General features: G+C 59.6%; 11 protein-coding genes. 3 read left to right on the forward strand and 8 right to left on the reverse strand.

What is annotated here, in order from left to right; genetic code table 11:
• Positions 1–20 precede the first annotated feature (20 nt).
• On the reverse strand, positions 21–290 hold the full coding sequence (locus tag ACV959_RS16135) for a hypothetical protein (protein ID WP_475737578.1): 270 nt from the start codon (positions 288–290) through the stop codon (positions 21–23).
• A 24-nt stretch (positions 291–314) separates the two neighbouring features.
• Positions 315–1916 (reverse strand): amino acid adenylation domain-containing protein, encoded by a 1602-nt coding sequence (locus ACV959_RS16140; RefSeq protein ID WP_475737579.1) that lies wholly within the window; start codon positions 1914–1916, stop codon positions 315–317.
• A 411-nt stretch (positions 1917–2327) separates the two neighbouring features.
• Here ACV959_RS16140 and ACV959_RS16145 point away from each other — a divergent pair, with 411 nt between their 5' ends.
• Complete coding sequence (locus tag ACV959_RS16145; protein WP_475737580.1) at positions 2328–3437, forward strand: glycosyltransferase; 1110 nt, start codon at positions 2328–2330, stop codon at positions 3435–3437.
• Between the two features lie 599 nt (positions 3438–4036).
• Here ACV959_RS16145 and ACV959_RS16150 read toward each other — a convergent pair.
• On the reverse strand, positions 4037–4882 hold the full coding sequence (locus tag ACV959_RS16150; RefSeq protein ID WP_475737581.1) for a right-handed parallel beta-helix repeat-containing protein: 846 nt from the start codon (positions 4880–4882) through the stop codon (positions 4037–4039).
• Between the two features lie 630 nt (positions 4883–5512).
• On the opposite strand from ACV959_RS16150, the gene ACV959_RS16155 reads away from it, so the two are divergent.
• On the forward strand, positions 5513–6412 hold the full coding sequence (locus ACV959_RS16155; RefSeq protein WP_475737582.1) for an aldo/keto reductase: 900 nt from the start codon (positions 5513–5515) through the stop codon (positions 6410–6412).
• Between the two features lie 139 nt (positions 6413–6551).
• Positions 6552–7895 carry an IS1380 family transposase gene (locus ACV959_RS16160; protein ID WP_475737583.1) on the forward strand — a complete coding sequence of 448 codons (1344 nt, stop codon included), beginning with the start codon at positions 6552–6554 and terminating at the stop codon, positions 7893–7895.
• Between the two features lie 190 nt (positions 7896–8085).
• On the opposite strand, the gene ACV959_RS16165 is transcribed toward ACV959_RS16160, so the two are convergent.
• Genes ACV959_RS16165 through asnB form a run of 5 tightly spaced genes read right to left on the reverse strand, consistent with a single transcriptional unit; the run spans position 8086 to position 14160 of the window.
• On the reverse strand, positions 8086–9255 hold the full coding sequence (locus ACV959_RS16165) for a hypothetical protein (RefSeq protein WP_475737584.1): 1170 nt from the start codon (positions 9253–9255) through the stop codon (positions 8086–8088).
• A gap of 51 nt (positions 9256–9306) precedes the next feature.
• Positions 9307–10320, reverse strand: coding sequence for an NAD(+) synthase (nadE, locus tag ACV959_RS16170; protein ID WP_475737585.1), 1014 nt, complete (start codon positions 10318–10320; stop codon positions 9307–9309).
• 9 nt (positions 10321–10329) lie between these two features.
• On the reverse strand, positions 10330–11865 hold the full coding sequence (locus tag ACV959_RS16175) for a class I adenylate-forming enzyme family protein (RefSeq protein WP_475737586.1): 1536 nt from the start codon (positions 11863–11865) through the stop codon (positions 10330–10332).
• A gap of 25 nt (positions 11866–11890) precedes the next feature.
• Positions 11891–12178, reverse strand: a complete 288-nt coding sequence (locus tag ACV959_RS16180; protein WP_475737587.1) for an acyl carrier protein — start codon at positions 12176–12178, stop codon at positions 11891–11893.
• Between the two features lie 29 nt (positions 12179–12207).
• Complete coding sequence (gene asnB, locus ACV959_RS16185) at positions 12208–14160, reverse strand: asparagine synthase (glutamine-hydrolyzing) (protein ID WP_475739698.1); 1953 nt, start codon at positions 14158–14160, stop codon at positions 12208–12210.
• Between the last annotated feature and the right edge of the window lie 401 nt (positions 14161–14561).

The following is a 14561-nucleotide window of genomic DNA, read 5'->3' on the forward strand; positions in this document are numbered from 1 at the left end:
CTCCGCGGATCGCGCCGTCGCTACGAAGGGTCGAAAGCATCGACGAGACTGCCGAGCGTAATTCCCTTCTCGGCGTCGATACGCTCCGGGTTGAACAGAACGCCGCAGCGGTTTTCAACCTCGAGAATAATGTCCAGCAAATCCTTCGAACTGACCAGGCCGACGTCCAGAAGACGGGTCGAAAGATCGATTCCGGCGCCGTTTCCGGAAGGGGATCGCGCTGCAAAAGGGCCAAGCATGTCGAGGATCGCGTCCAGGATCATCTTGCTCTTCGTTTCGGTCTGTAACATTGCGCTTTCGCCTGGTTCAAAGAGTTACTTTTCGAGGAGCGTTTTCAACGCTCCATAGTCGGTCTTTCCGTTGGCGTTGAGGGGCAGTCGGGAAATTTCGCGCACCTCGTCCGGAACCATGTAGAGCGGCAGCCGCTCGCGGCATTTTTCGATGATGTCCGCCGGGCTTCGGCCGGATCCGGAAACGAAGCCGACGAGGCCCAGCGCGAGGCCGCCATCGGAAACGGGCCAGGCGATGACGGCGACCGAATCCGTCGCCGCCGCGGATCTCATCGCGTTCTCGACTTCGAGCAGCTCCACGCGATGGCCGCGGATCTTCGTCTGTCGATCGAGGCGTCCGCGGAAAACAAGCCCCAGCTCCCCGGCGTCGACCGCCAGATCCCCGGTTCGGTACCACCCAAGCCCGGGTTCATCCGCGCCGTGAGGCGGTTTGAAACGCGCCGCCGTCAGTTCCGCGTTTCGCCAATAGCCGCCCGCGACCTGCGAGCCGCCGAGACACAATTCTCCGGCCTCCCCTTCCCTGACCGGATAGCCGCAGTCGTCGATCAACATCGTCCTCTGGCCAGGCAGAGGCGTTCCGATGGGAACGGTCTCCAGATTGTCGAGCTCCGCACAGGGATCGCTCGGCAGGCGATAGGCGGTGAAGGCGATCGTCGCTTCGGTCGGACCGTAAAGATTCTCGACGGTCGAATTGGAGGCTGCGGCCTGCCAGCTGCGCGCCAGCGCGACAGGCAGCGCCTCGCCGCAAAAAAGACTCCATCGCAACGACGGGAAACAACCCGGCTTGAGCATCCGCATCTGCCGCATGAAAGCCGCCGTCGAGGGCACCGAAAGCCAAAATGTGAGTTCTTGCTTGCGAATGAAATCGCTGATGCCGACGAGAGCGCCTTCGGGAATGCAGCAGACGCATGCGCCGGCGCTCCAGGCGAGAAACATGTCGTGCACGGACAGGTCGAAAGAAAAGTCGAACAGCTGGCTGAATCTGTCCGTGGACGTCGGCTGGAAACGCTCGCGGACGTTTTCGATATAGGTCAGCGCATTCGCGTGGCTGACCAGCACGCCTTTTGGCGCGCCGGTGCTGCCCGAGGTGAACAGCAAATATGCGCCGTCATTCGCAGAAGACTCCGGGCGCGCAGCCGCCGGGTCAGAGTTTTCGATGTCCCGGGCTGAGACGAAGCGATGTTGCGGCGCGCGCGCGATCCACTCGACCGGCGCAGGAAGATCCGGCGACAACACCGTGAGTGGGCGATCGAAGCACTCGACGAGCGGCAGGACAACCTCGGCTGAACGCGCATCCACGATGAGCGTGTCGATCATCGACGCCGATAAAATCGCTCTCAACCGCTCGATCGGGAATTTGGGATTGAGCGGCGCATAGGCGCTGCCCGCCATGAGGCTCGCCAGGACGCCCGCATAGGCCGTCAGGCTCCTGTTCGCCAGAACCCCGCACTGGGTCTCGACGCGCGCAAGCCCTGCGCCGCGCGCCGCATTAATCGCGCCGGCAAGTCGAGCGGCCGTCCGGCGAAGCTCCGCATAGGAGACGTGGCCCCCGTCGACCCAAAGAGCGGGCCGATCGGCGTTCGCCGCGCTCGACGCAAAAAACAGATCGAAAAGCGAGGCGGACACAGTTTGCGTTTTATCGACGTTTGCAACAGGACAATTCACTGGAACGATACTCTTTAGCTACGCTTGAACGATTTCATGTTAGCATAGCCGCTCCAGACGAAAAACGAAAAGTCAATTTATGGAAAAGACGCTCGGACTTTGCTTGAGCTTGTCTGCTAGCGTCAGCAAAACGTTCAGCATCGGACGTTCCGGCGAAGCGGCGTAGCTGGGGGTTCACGAAATGCATAAATTCGATCCATGGCGTATCGACTCGCCCAAGGTTGCGCTTATGCGCCAGGATCGCCGCTCTATCGAGGGGGCGCTGATCGAACTCGGGCCGCGCGCTCGAAACGCATGCGACGACTAATCAAGCGCATGAACGCCCGCCTCGACATCTCCGCTGCCTTCTTCCTATCAACCAAGAGCAGGACAATGCCGGAAAAAGAAGAAAATAAACGGCCAATCGCGGTGATCATCGGTCAGCTGGGCCACGGCGGAAGCGAGCGGCAACTCTATATGTTTCTCGCCCATTGCGACCGTAGCCGCTGGTCGCCGACGCTTTATGTATCCAGCGACCTCGGCGAACTGGTGACGTGGCGCGATCCCATTGCCGCCTTGGGCGTTCCGATCGTGCAGCTGAATGGTGGACGGCTCGCCAAGATGCGGCAATTCCGTTCCGCCTGCATCGCTCAAGGCGCGCGCAGTTTCTTTTCATGGTCGTCTTATACGAACGGCTTTGGCCTCGCTTTGACGGGCCTCGGCGTGCACAGGATCGGTTCGTTTCGCAATGCGTCTTTCGCGGATCTTCCGAGCCGCTTTCGAGGCGTCTGGGAGTGGGCCGGGCTGGCGGGCGTTTCCGCGGTGGTTTGCAACTCCCTCGAAACTCAGGTCGAACTCCAGAAACGCGTCGGCAAGACCAAGACGATCGTTTACGCGCCGAATGCGGTGAACATATTCGACGTCGAGCAGATTCGAAGCTGGCGCGAAGCGTGGCGCGCGCGGCTTGGCGTTCCTCCTGACGCGGTCTTGATCATCGGAGTCGGCCGAATCGCGCCTCAGAAAAATTTCGGGAGATTTATCGACGCTATCGCCGAGGTAAGAAAATATGCTCCGGTCAGCGCCATCATCGTCGGCCGAGACGACGGGCCACTGCCGGAACTTCTCGAGAGAGCGGCCGAGCTCGGTGTGCAGGAGATTGTGCGATTCCTTGGACAGGCGCCTGATGCGCGGGAGGTGATGTGCGCCGCCGACGTTTTTCTGCTGACCTCCGATTACGAGGGGATGCCGAATGTGATCCTCGAGGCGATGGCTGCGGGTTTGCCATGCGTGTCGACAAGGGTGAATGGCGTCGCCGATCTGATCGACGAAGGCTCCTCCGGTTTTATCGCGGACAACAATGCCCTTGCGATTTCGAAGCCGCTGATCGAATTGGCCGCCAATAGAGAGTTGCGACTCGAGATGGGCGCGCACGCGCGCCGATCGATGGAGCAAAGGAGGCCGGAAATCGTGGTCCCGGAATTGTGGAAACTGTGCGAGGGGTGAGAGCGCGGCAAGGTTTTGCTTCAGTTCGAGCCACCGACTTGGCCATGGCGACGAAGCGTTTTGCTCGCGTTCGGCCCATGTTTCGGCCCATGTTCAAGCCGCCGCCTGCAGCTTCCGCAGTCGGACCAAATTAATGGCGGCCGCGAAGGCGAAAGCCGAGTCGAGCCTCTCTCTGTCTGGAAAATTCCCCTTCGATTTTCCGGCGTCGGTCTTGATTCAGCCGAAGCCCTCCGCGATCCGCGCCGCGGATGCGCCGGCTGAGCCCGCAGCCTTCGCGCCGCGCGTCGAGCGCCGACAATCAGCCGCCGGATGTTCTGCGCCACAGGCGGCGTCACTCGCATCGTCCCTGCTTGGTAGACGACGTCCGCGGCGCCATGGGGCTTGTCGACGCCGAGCATGGTTCGCATGGCAGCCGGTCGGCGCACTGTTCGACAATATGGGGAACAACATCGGCGCGTATGGCGCGAGGGGCTTTTAAACAGCCCTGAAGCGAGCCTTGCTGGATGTAAACCGGCAAAACCGAGGGGCAGGAGGCCCCTCCGCAGCGGGGCCTCCTCGGTCACGAAATCAACAGCCGCTTTGTCTGGCCGGACAAGTTGTCAGGGCGTCCACGCCTCTGGAAGAAAACTGCCTGGATTGGTGTTGCTGCGGTTGCCCGTGAAGGTTACGCCCCCCGGCCATCTATCCGCGGTAATGACGCCAGGGAAGACCGTGTTGCTTTGGATGATGACGTTACTCATGCTGCCCGACCCGTATGACACGGCCTGCCGCCGGGGAGCCTTCATGACGTTGTCCTTTATGATTGCGTTGTTGAGACTGGCGTAGATATAGATATGCCCGTCGCGCCATCTGTTCGCGCCAATAAAGGTATTGTTGAGCACCCTCAGTCCGTTGCTCGTCCCTGGATAGAGTTGAATCGGCCATCCGTGACTGATGTTGTAGAATAGGTTGTTCGTGACTGAGAGATTATGAGTGCCGTCGACATACAGGCCGTGATCGTGATTCTGGTAATAGAGATTGCCAGGAGCGCACCCGTTTTCGCCCGGACCAAGACGGCCGATATCATGGAAGATATTGCGGTCCAGAGTGATATTCACGCCACCTTGACTGTAGTAACCGGCGATGCCCGTCGACATGTCCGTGCAGAAACGGCCAATATCATGCACGAGATTTCCCTTTAGCGTGATGTTGGACCCCCGCAGACTGAAAGCGATCGTGCGGAACCCAGAAAGTTCGAAATCTTCGAAACGGACGTAATTCACGCTCGAACTCACATAGACGCCCGAGGTCGTGGAATAATCTCTACCACTGAGCTTCGCGCCCCATTTGTTCGCCGACCGGAAGGTGATCCAGGCGCCCGGCGTTCCGCTCCGCCATACGTTGATCAACTGGGCCGATGTCGTAGTGAAGACGCCGTCCCCGACGAGAACGATATCTCCAGGCACAACTATGTCCGCGGCTCTCTGTATCGTTCGAAATGCGGAAGTCGACGAAAGACCCGAATTGGAGTCGCTTCCCGCGACTGACACATAGTAAGTGGCGGCCCAACCGCTTGCCGGCCACAGCGCCGCGACAAGCGACGCCTTTCGCAGGATTGTCGAGATCATTCGCACAGTGATGGTCCCCTCTCGTTGCAGGATGCTCGAAAGATGCGCATGCAGATCAGCCGGAGTCGGAAACCTGAGCTCGAATATCAATCAGCCCCCATGGCTCATGATTCGTTCGGCTGAATTCCAGCTATAAGCTCCAACATGGCGAGAACTTGCCCAAGACAGCGCAGCTTTCGGATAAGATCCGACAAAACGATGCGCCCCATCCCATTTTCCGCCATCCTCACCGCGTGAACCTTGCTCAACGAAATAATTCCAAGAGCGCCGATCGCTGAGGCGAGGATGTCGGCCCACAATCTTCAACTTGACTACTTGAGTTGGCGTTTCACTACGAGACGCCATACTGCGATCCAACCAGCCGTTCGGGACGCCGCCAACGCGCCAAACAGTCAAGCTTGAATTTGCTGCGCTCCCGGCGAGAATCTCAGAAGAGCTTCAAACCCTAGGAAGAGATTGGTTACCAAAGTGCTACTCAAGGAAATTGGCGATACCGGCGTTGAAGCGCCGGAACTGGCTCAGGGCACCTGGCAATATCGCGGCGGTCCGGAAGCGCTACGCCTCGGGATCGAATGCGGCGCATGCTTCATCGACACGGCCGAGGGCTACCGAAACGAAGCCCTGGTCGGAGAAGCAATCAAAGGAATCCGTGACCGCGTCTTTCTTGCCAGCAAAGTGTCGCCGCGTCACTTCCGTTACAATGACGTGATCAAGGCCGCGGAATGCAGTCTGAAACGGCTCGGCACAGACTATCTGGACCTTTATCAGCTCCACTGGCCGAACTACACCATCACGCTCTCGGAAACCATGTCAGCGATGGAAAAACTCGTCCAAGACGGAAAGGTGCGCTTCATCGGCGTCAGCAATTTCTCGGCTGCGGAGCTCGCGCGCGCGCAAGCCCAGCTTTCGAAGACGCGCATCGTCTCCAATCAGATTCGCTATAATCTTCTGGATCGCTCCGCAGAGGCGGAGATGCTTCCTTATTGCGAGCGTCAAAGGATTACGCTGCTCGCATACAGTCCCTTGGCGACCGGTCTCGACGATCTTCTGCGCGCAGACGCCGAGGATGCGATTGGCCAAGTCGCCCGGAGCCTCGGCAAGACTCGCGCGCAAGTGGCCCTCAACTGGTGTGTCTCCCAGCCGGCGGTCGCCGCCATCTTCAAAGCTGAAAAGACCGAACATGTCGAGGAAAATTGCGGAGCGTCGGACTGGCGTCTTACGCCCGACCAGCGGCGCTTCATCTCAGAGCGCGTTACGCCAAATCGTAACAGAAACGGCGTCGAGCGCCTGGCGCGACGGATCTTGCGTCGCGTTCTTCAGCACACCGGACGCGATCTCGGGAATCCGGAAAGCCTGCAAAGATACTGAGCCTTCGAGCGCGCTAACCCATCTTATTCAGCGATGAGGTCATTTTGGGTTGGCGAGCGTAGCGTAAGACATTGAATTAGTGTATGGATTAGTTGCTTACGCTGATCCCTCACGCCATCGCATCGCAGCCACACCCGCCATGACCGAAGATAACCTCCTCCCATTCTCGTTTCCAGCCGTTGGCCGCAAGAAGATCACTGCAGCCTTCGATGGTGGCCGCATCACCTCGGATGCTGGCGTGATGCTCTTGGGGCAAGCCGAGCATCGTCTGGGCCTGGCGGACAAGCTCGCCGCGGTCATTGCCGATCCGCGTAATCCTTTGTTGATCACCCATTCGCTCGCCAGCATTTTTCGCGCGCGCATTCTTGCTATCGCCTGCGGTTACGAGGATGCGGACGATCTCGATCATCTCCGCAAGGATCCGGCCTTTAAGATCGCCTGCGGGCGCTTGCCCGATACCGGGAACGATTTGTGTTCGCAGCCGACCATGTCGCGTTGGGAGAATGCGCCGACCTTGCGCGAAATCGTGAAGCTCGGCCGCGTGCTGATCGATCTTTATTGCGCCAGCTACGCCTCGCCTCCGGAAGCCGTGACGCTCGATATCGACGACACCTGCGACGTCGTGCATGGTCATCAACAACTGTCGCTGTTCAACGCGCATTACGATGAGCGCTGCTTCCTGCCGATCCATATTTACGACACCGCGACTGGACGCCCTGTCGCCATCATTCTACGTCCGGGGAAGACGCCGACGGGCAAGGAAGCGTGCGGTCATTTGCGCCGCATCATCCGTCGCATCCGCGCCCATTGGCCGACGACCAAGATCACCATTCGGGGCGACGGCCACTATGGCCGCCGCGAGGTGATGGATTGGTGCGAGGACAATGGCCTCGATTATGTTTTCGGCCTGTCCGGCAATAAGCTTCTCGCCGCGGCCGTCGAAGAAAGGGCCGACGATATCCGCACCCGTCGCGCGTTGGAACAGATGCCTGTCCTACGTGGCTACGCGGAAACGAACTACGGCGCCAGATCTTGGCGGGCCGAGCGCCGCGTCTGCGCCCGCATCGAAGCGACGGAACTGGGGCTCGATATTCGCTATGTTGTCACCAACATCGCAAATGGCTCGCCCGAACATATCTACGACACGCTCTATTGCGCGCGCGGCCAGATGGAAAATCTGATCAAATTGCACAAGAGCCAGCTGGCGTCGGATCGCACCTCCTGCCGGGCGCCGCTCGCCAATCAGATGCGGCTCTTCCTTCATACAGCCGCCTATTGGCTGATGCTCGAACTGCGCGACGCCATTCCAAAACCCCACCCGCTCGCCGTCGCCGAATTTGCCACCTTGCGCGAGAAGCTGCTCAAGATTGGCGCGCGTATCGTCGAGGCTGCAAGCCGCATCCGGCTTGCGCTGGCCAGCGCTTGCCCACAAGCCGGCCTATTCCGATATTTGGCCGGCGCGTTACAGTCGGCAGGACCGTGAACGACGGGGCAGAGCCTACGTCCGCAAGCCCCAGATAGGCCATCGTTTCAACTCCAACGCGTTCAAAAAGCCCGCACCTTACCCAGCGGTAAAACGCAAAGCGGACCCGCGTCCACGATCATGCCGCGGAAAAACTCGGCGAATCTCGGCGGCTGCGCGAATAGGACGGGCTAACGTGAGTTCGGCAATCCTAGCGGGATCGCGACAAGCGTCGCAGCTTCACGAAGCTCAGATTTTCGAGGGGAGAGGCTTCCCTGCGGGGCAGTCGTACCCCCTCGTCGAATGCGCCGCCGATCAGGCGCGCCCAGGTCTCGCCGGCAAGGCCGTTCAGGAAATTGTCGGGACCATGAACAGCCGCCAGCAACTCCGGGTCGCGACCGTGCACCAATGTGGCGCCGCCGCTATACGCGAAGAGATATTGGGCGGAGAGCAAGCTCGGAATGATTTCAGGCTGCGTACGGCCGTTCACCGCCGCCGCGCCCATCGCCGCCGCCCGCGAGAAAAGGTCCGCGACGACTGGGTCGGCGTTCGCCGCAGATGTGAAGATCTGCACGACCCTCAGCGTGTCGTTGGGCCTGCCATGCGCCACATAACCGCCAATCGGCTGCCCGCGCCGGCTGTGGACGATACGGGCAATCAATTCGCCATAGCGTTCTTTTCTCGCCGCATGTTCCAGCAGGAACGCGAGCGCCGCCTCGTCGAAATCAGGATGCAAAGCGAACGATTGCGCGATATCGCGCACGATCGGAGAAAGCGCAGAAGGATCGACGTCTTCTCCCGAAGCATTCGGCGCCGATTGCGGCGCCAGTCGCCGGGCCGAGACCATGTCGAACAATGACGCGGGCCCGCGCAGCAGGCCGAACCAGGGCGCACGACGCGCAGCCGCCGTGACGAGCCATGACATAGGCCGCAAAACCCTGATCCAATTGAGGCTGCGATTGGCGACGACCTGTCCGCCGAGCTTGCGCCACATCGTCATCGAGATCTGATTTGTCGTCTCGGTGAGCGACAGATCCTGCGGACCGGAGAGAAACGAGCGGAGCAGGCGCGCGCCCGCCAAAGGATCCTGAAGAGAAGGGTCGGCCATCAGATTGCCGGCGAACGCCGCCCGCAACCTGCGGCCGCGATAGATCATGGGCACGGGATAGATCCCGATGAACCCGCTTATCGAACCATCGGCTTGGGCGTAGACGAGTGACGATAATTCCGAATCCGCCCAGGGATGGCGGCAGAAGATTTCGCGGAGGTAGTCGACAAGCGTATCCGGCGCCGCAGCTTGCGACCGCAGAAAAACCTTGAAAAAGAGGTTCGCAACCGCGCGCGCGTCCTCTGCCATGAAGGGACGAACCGCTGCCGCCATCGCCTTGCTTCCTTCGACAAGCTGTTTTCGAAATCGCCGGCCGTCGCCTCCCTATCCGCGCGGGTCGTTCGGACGGATAAGAAGCGGCGGAGAATGAAGATATTCCGCGACCCTGCGTTTCGCCGCAATATCTCGCCACACCGTCTCGATCTGGGAAACGCTCAACCCGGAACTCTTCGCCAGTTGCGCCGCCGGGACGCCATTATCGAGCGCATAGAGGCACAGGTCCATCGTCGCATGGTCGACCGAGAAGTAATATTCTTCCTGGCTTTGCGGCATCGACCATGTATCGGTCGTCGGCGGCCTGCGGCTCACCTCTTCCGGAACCCCGAGATATTCCGCCAGTTGATAAACCTGCGTTTTGAACAGATGGGCGATCGGCTTGACGTCGGCGGCTCCGTCTCCGTTCTTGACGAAAAATCCCTGATCATATTCCAGCCGATTGGGCGTGCCGGCGACGGCGTAGTTCAGGCGATCCGCATGATAGTATTCGATCTGCTTGCGCGTACGTTGCTTCATATTCGCCGCAGCGATGATGGCGAGATATTCCTCGAGCGGCAGACGCCGCCGCTCCTCGACGCCGCCAGGAGAACGCACAACGAGGCTCGACAGATTATACCCCTGCCCCCGCATGTCGGAATCGATGACGACCTTGCATGTCCATCCCTCGCCGAAATCCGGAAATATACGGCGGATTGCGGCGTCACGACGTGCGTAACAACCACTCGCCTTCAGGATCGGGCCAATATCCTCGAGCACAGACTGAATGCCAAGCGCGCCGGCGACGAGTTTGCCGAGACGCAGACTTTCAGGGTCAGAGTCATATTCGGGCATGAACAAGCCCAGCACACGCTCGGGGCCGACTGCGGCGACTGAAAGCGCGGCGGTGACGGAACTGTCGATCCCGCCGGACAGGCCAACGACGATTCCACGGCGACGAAGCCGGCGAAGCTGATCGCGAAGGGTCGTCACGATAACGCGCGTTTCGGCGGCGGCGTCGAGACGCAGAGCCTCTTTCGAGAAATCCGAAACCGACGACCTCGCATCAGTCAATCCGTCCATCATGCCCTTCTCCTAAAGGCGCGCAGCTTCACGCCTGCTCACCTTTCCACTCTCCGTCTTCGGAAGTTCGTCTCTAAATTCGACATGCTTGGGAACCATGAAGTCCTCGAGGTGACGAGCGCAGTGACGGATCACTGACGCGGCCGTCAAAGCCGCGCTTTCATCGGCCGAAATAATCGCCTTTACCGCGCTCCCGAGAATCGGGTCTGGAACGCTGGTCACCACAGCTTCTCGCACGCCGGGGAGCGTGAAAAGGACATTCTCAACTTCCTTGGGGCTCACCTTTTCGCCCCGCGTGATGATGATGTCGTCCTTGCGTGCGACAAAGAAGAGATAGCCTTCATCGTCGGTTCTGAACAGGTCTCCTGTATAGAGAACCTTTTCCCAGGGAAATGGCCCGGGCCGCAGCGCTTTCGCTGTCGCTTCGGGATTCTCCCAATAGCCTTTCATCACATGCGGGCCGCGAATGACGAGTTCCCCGACATGGCCCGGCGGAAGCCTTAAACCGTCATCATCGACGACGTAAGCTTCCGTTCCCGGAATGGCGAAGCCAACGGAGGCAGGGCGCGCGGCAAGTTCTTCCGGAGGCATGTACGCCCCACGAATGCATTCGGTCAGGCCGTACATCGAAAAGACGCGAGCCGTCGGAAAAAGTTCGTGCAAACGGCAAATGTGAGGCGTCGGCAAAGCCGCAGCAGCGTTCGTGATATAACGTAAACTCGGCAACATGCCCGGCTCAAGATCACGCATTTGACAAATCAACGCCGCGATGGTTGGCACGAGGGGAAAACCTGTTGCGCGTTCGGCGCGCATCTTCTCCAAGATGGTCTGTGGAAACGCAAAAGACTTTTCGAGGACCAGCGTCGCGCCGACTTTAACCGATGTGAATATCTGCCCGAGCCCATAATTGAACGCAATCGGCAGCACGCTAAGAATTACATCGTCGCAGGTGTTTTCGAGATATGTCGTAATCGAGGAGATCGCCGCGACGACATTCTGGTGCGTCATCATGACGCCCTTCGGGGAGCCAGTCGATCCGGACGTGTAAACCAACATCGCGAGATCGAGTTCGATACCCGGCCGAGCAATGGGACCGACGCCTTCCGCAAGCCATTCGGAAAGGCGCCCGCCGCCCGGAATCCCCGAAATGTCTCCGCCTGCGCCGGAGACAGCGACGCTCTTCAGGCTCGACGCATGTTCGGCGGCCTCGCGCACGACCGGCAGAAGCGCATCTTTCACGACCAACGCCGTCGCACGGCAATCCCGGATAATGAAAGCGAGCTTTTCAGCCTTCATGGAGGCGCCGACCATCACCACGACGCCGCCAGCTTTCATGACGCCGAAAAGTCCGACGACCGCCTCCCAGCAGTTGTCCGCAAAGATCACGACGCGATCCCCACGCGACAGTCCCCGCCGTTGGACCGCGCCCGCAAATGCGGTCGCCATAGCGTCGAGCTCGCGATAACTCAGCCGGACGCTTCCCACAACCAGCGCCGTTTTCTCGCCATGAGATCTGGCGCTGTCCTCCAGGAAGCGTTCGACGCGCATATGCGGTTTTCCCCGCTCTTTCGGATCAATTCGCCGCCACAGCGCCGGCTGGTTCGGCTCCTGCGACGGTCTTGCGGTTTACGAATGAAACAAGGGCGTCGATCGAATCGAAGTTGGCGGGAACCACTTCGCTATCCGCGATTCTGAGCCCGAACCCCTCCTCGAGAAACCGCACCATTTCAAGCACCGCGGTCGAGTCGAAGATGCCGCTCTCGAGAAGCGATTCATCGCCCGCAACGGAATCCGCATTGTCCTGGAATAGAAAATTCTCCGCGATGAACGCCCGAATTTCGGCCTCGACCTTTTCCGCCATTCTGATTTCCCTTTATCTTGTCACTTGGCCTATACAGGCGGCGCGGCAATCATCGTACGACGGGCGCCGAGGAAGACGTCGCTCCATAACTGACCCGAAAGAACGCCCACAAGACTCATGTTGTCGCGCGCGCCGGCGACGCCGCCACCCGCGCACTTCGTCGCTAATTTCTCGACGGCCGCCGCGTCGAAGAGTCCGGCCTCCAGTATCGCCGGACGGGAAAGTCTCTGAGCGACATAGGAGGGCGGGTTTTCGCCGAAAAACGAACTGCTGTCCGGGGCGCGATAGGGTTGCTTGGCGCGATTGCCGATCGACGACGGAAGACGGGCCGCCATGCTTTCGCGCAAAATATGCTTTTCCCGAAGCGTCCGAAGCTTCGAGCGCGTCGGGATCGCGGCGGCGAATTCAACGACACGGTGATCGAGAAAAGGGAAACGCCCCTCGACGCCATGGGACATCGCCACTCTGTCGCCCTGCGCCGACAAGATATAGCCAGGGAGCAGATAAGTAGATTCAAGATACTGCGCCTGCGCCAACGGGCGCCATGTCGAGAAGGCGGGCGGCAGGTCGTCGCGAAGCTCCTCCAGCGCGTCGTAGCCCTTGAGCGCAGCCTTCAGATCCCCCGAGAAAAAATTCTTTATACGCGCCGTCGTCCTGAAACGAGGGATATGAGAGAATAGCGGGTCTGAGGTCTTATCGAGCGAGATCCCGAAGAACGCGCTGAGGTAAGCTGGATTCTGCGCCTGAACCGCCGGGAGATAGGGGTAAAGCCGTCGAAACAGGAGCGCGCGTCGCGACGAACTAGGCTGGCGAGCGCAGAATGCGCGCACCTTTGCTTCCTTGAAAATATCGTAGCCGGCAAAAACCTCGTCGGCGCCTTCCCCCGATAAAACGACTTTGTATCCCGCGTCACGGGCGAACGCCGACAATCGATGCAGGGGCGCCGGCGCCGTACGCAGGATCGGCCGTTCGACATGCCACATTACTTCGGGAAAGCTCTCTCCAATTTCGGACCCGCCACAGCACATCGACGAATGCGCCACCCCCAGCGCCTCGACCACATGCCTCTGAAATTCGCTTTCGTCGAATTCCGAAGGTTCGAAAGTGACCGAAAAGGTTCGCAACCTTTCGGACGCCACGTCTATCGCCAGAGCCGTCACGATCGAGGAATCGAGCCCGCCGCTGAGATAGGCGCCGACCGGAACATCCGAGCGCAAGCGAATTCTCGTTGCGTCAGCCAAAAGATGGCGCAATTCCTCGGCCATTGAAGGCTCGTCGACGACGCGACGACTGTCTTCGTCCGCCGTCGGAAACGCGAGACGCCAGTAGCGCCTCATTCGCACCGAGTCCCGTGTCGCCACCATTGTGCAACCCGGCGGCAGCTCTTGAATGTTCCTGAATACCGTTCGTGGAGCAATCGTCGTCCACAAGGTGAAGATCTGATCGAAGCCTATCGGATCGAGTTCGACCGCGACATCCGGAAGCGTGGCCAGCGCCTTCACTTCCGACGCGAAACAAAATCGCTCCTTTGTTTTTGTCCAATAGAGCGGTCTCACGCCCATCCGGTCGCGGGCGAGAAACAAACAGTCGCGCACGCGATCCCAAATCGCGAAGGCGAAATCGCCGACCAAGGAGTCGACGCAAGCTTCGCCTTTTTCCTCGTAGAGGCGGAGAATGACTTCCGTATCGGACCTAGTGCGAAAGCGATGGCCGCGCGCGACGAGCTCATCCCGCAATTCGACATAGTTGAAAATTTCGCCGTTGAAGGTGATCGCAAAATCGCCGCCCTCGCTTTCGAGGGGCTGCCGCCCGCCGGCGACGTCAATGATGCTCAGCCTGACATGCCCAAGCGCAACCGGCCCATCGATGAGGACGCCACGGCCGTCGGGGCCGCGATGCGCCAGAGACGCGACCATGCGCTCGATCGAAATGCGCGCCGGTTCTTCAGAAAGCCGCCCGAAAACTCCCGCAATCCCGCACATCCGCTCTTTATCCGAACAACTCAAAGGCGCTGAGACAAATGTTGGCGCGCTGAAACTCAACTCCTTCAGCGGCCGAATGTTCCAATCGTCCGATCTGGGCGCGCCGTGAACAGGCTCGATTTTGAAAATGGCAGAGGTCAAGCCTGTTCATCATAGTCGTTGCATCATGTTAGTGGCTGGAACAATATCTCTTCGCTAAGCATTATCTACACTGACCACGCTTAAAATGGCGACCGCAAAGGCGCAGGGCGTCAGGAGCTAAGAAAAATGTCATTTTACGGTTTTCAGCGTCATCCCTCCAGAATGGACAAGCTAACGCTCTTCTGCGGCTCATTCGGAATTGATTGAACGGGAGCCCAACGCTGCTCCATCGAGGGATGTTTAATGGCTCAAAAACAATC

The organism is Methylocystis sp. Se48, assembly GCF_056269425.1.

Coding starts and splice junctions, on each gene's coding strand:
- ACV959_RS16165 (WP_475737584.1), bottom strand. CDS start 9,255: ATGGCGGCAGCGGTTCGTCCCTTCATGGCAGAGGACGCGCGCGCGGTT.
- ACV959_RS16175 (WP_475737586.1), bottom strand. CDS start 11,865: ATGCGCGTCGAACGCTTCCTGGAGGACAGCGCCAGATCTCATGGCGAG.
- ACV959_RS16160 (WP_475737583.1), top strand. CDS start 6,552: ATGACCGAAGATAACCTCCTCCCATTCTCGTTTCCAGCCGTTGGCCGC.
- ACV959_RS16180 (WP_475737587.1), bottom strand. CDS start 12,178: ATGGCGGAAAAGGTCGAGGCCGAAATTCGGGCGTTCATCGCGGAGAAT.
- nadE (WP_475737585.1), bottom strand. CDS start 10,320: ATGATGGACGGATTGACTGATGCGAGGTCGTCGGTTTCGGATTTCTCG.
- asnB (WP_475739698.1), bottom strand. CDS start 14,160: ATGTGCGGGATTGCGGGAGTTTTCGGGCGGCTTTCTGAAGAACCGGCG.
- ACV959_RS16145 (WP_475737580.1), top strand. CDS start 2,328: ATGCCGGAAAAAGAAGAAAATAAACGGCCAATCGCGGTGATCATCGGT.
- ACV959_RS16135 (WP_475737578.1), bottom strand. CDS start 290: ATGTTACAGACCGAAACGAAGAGCAAGATGATCCTGGACGCGATCCTC.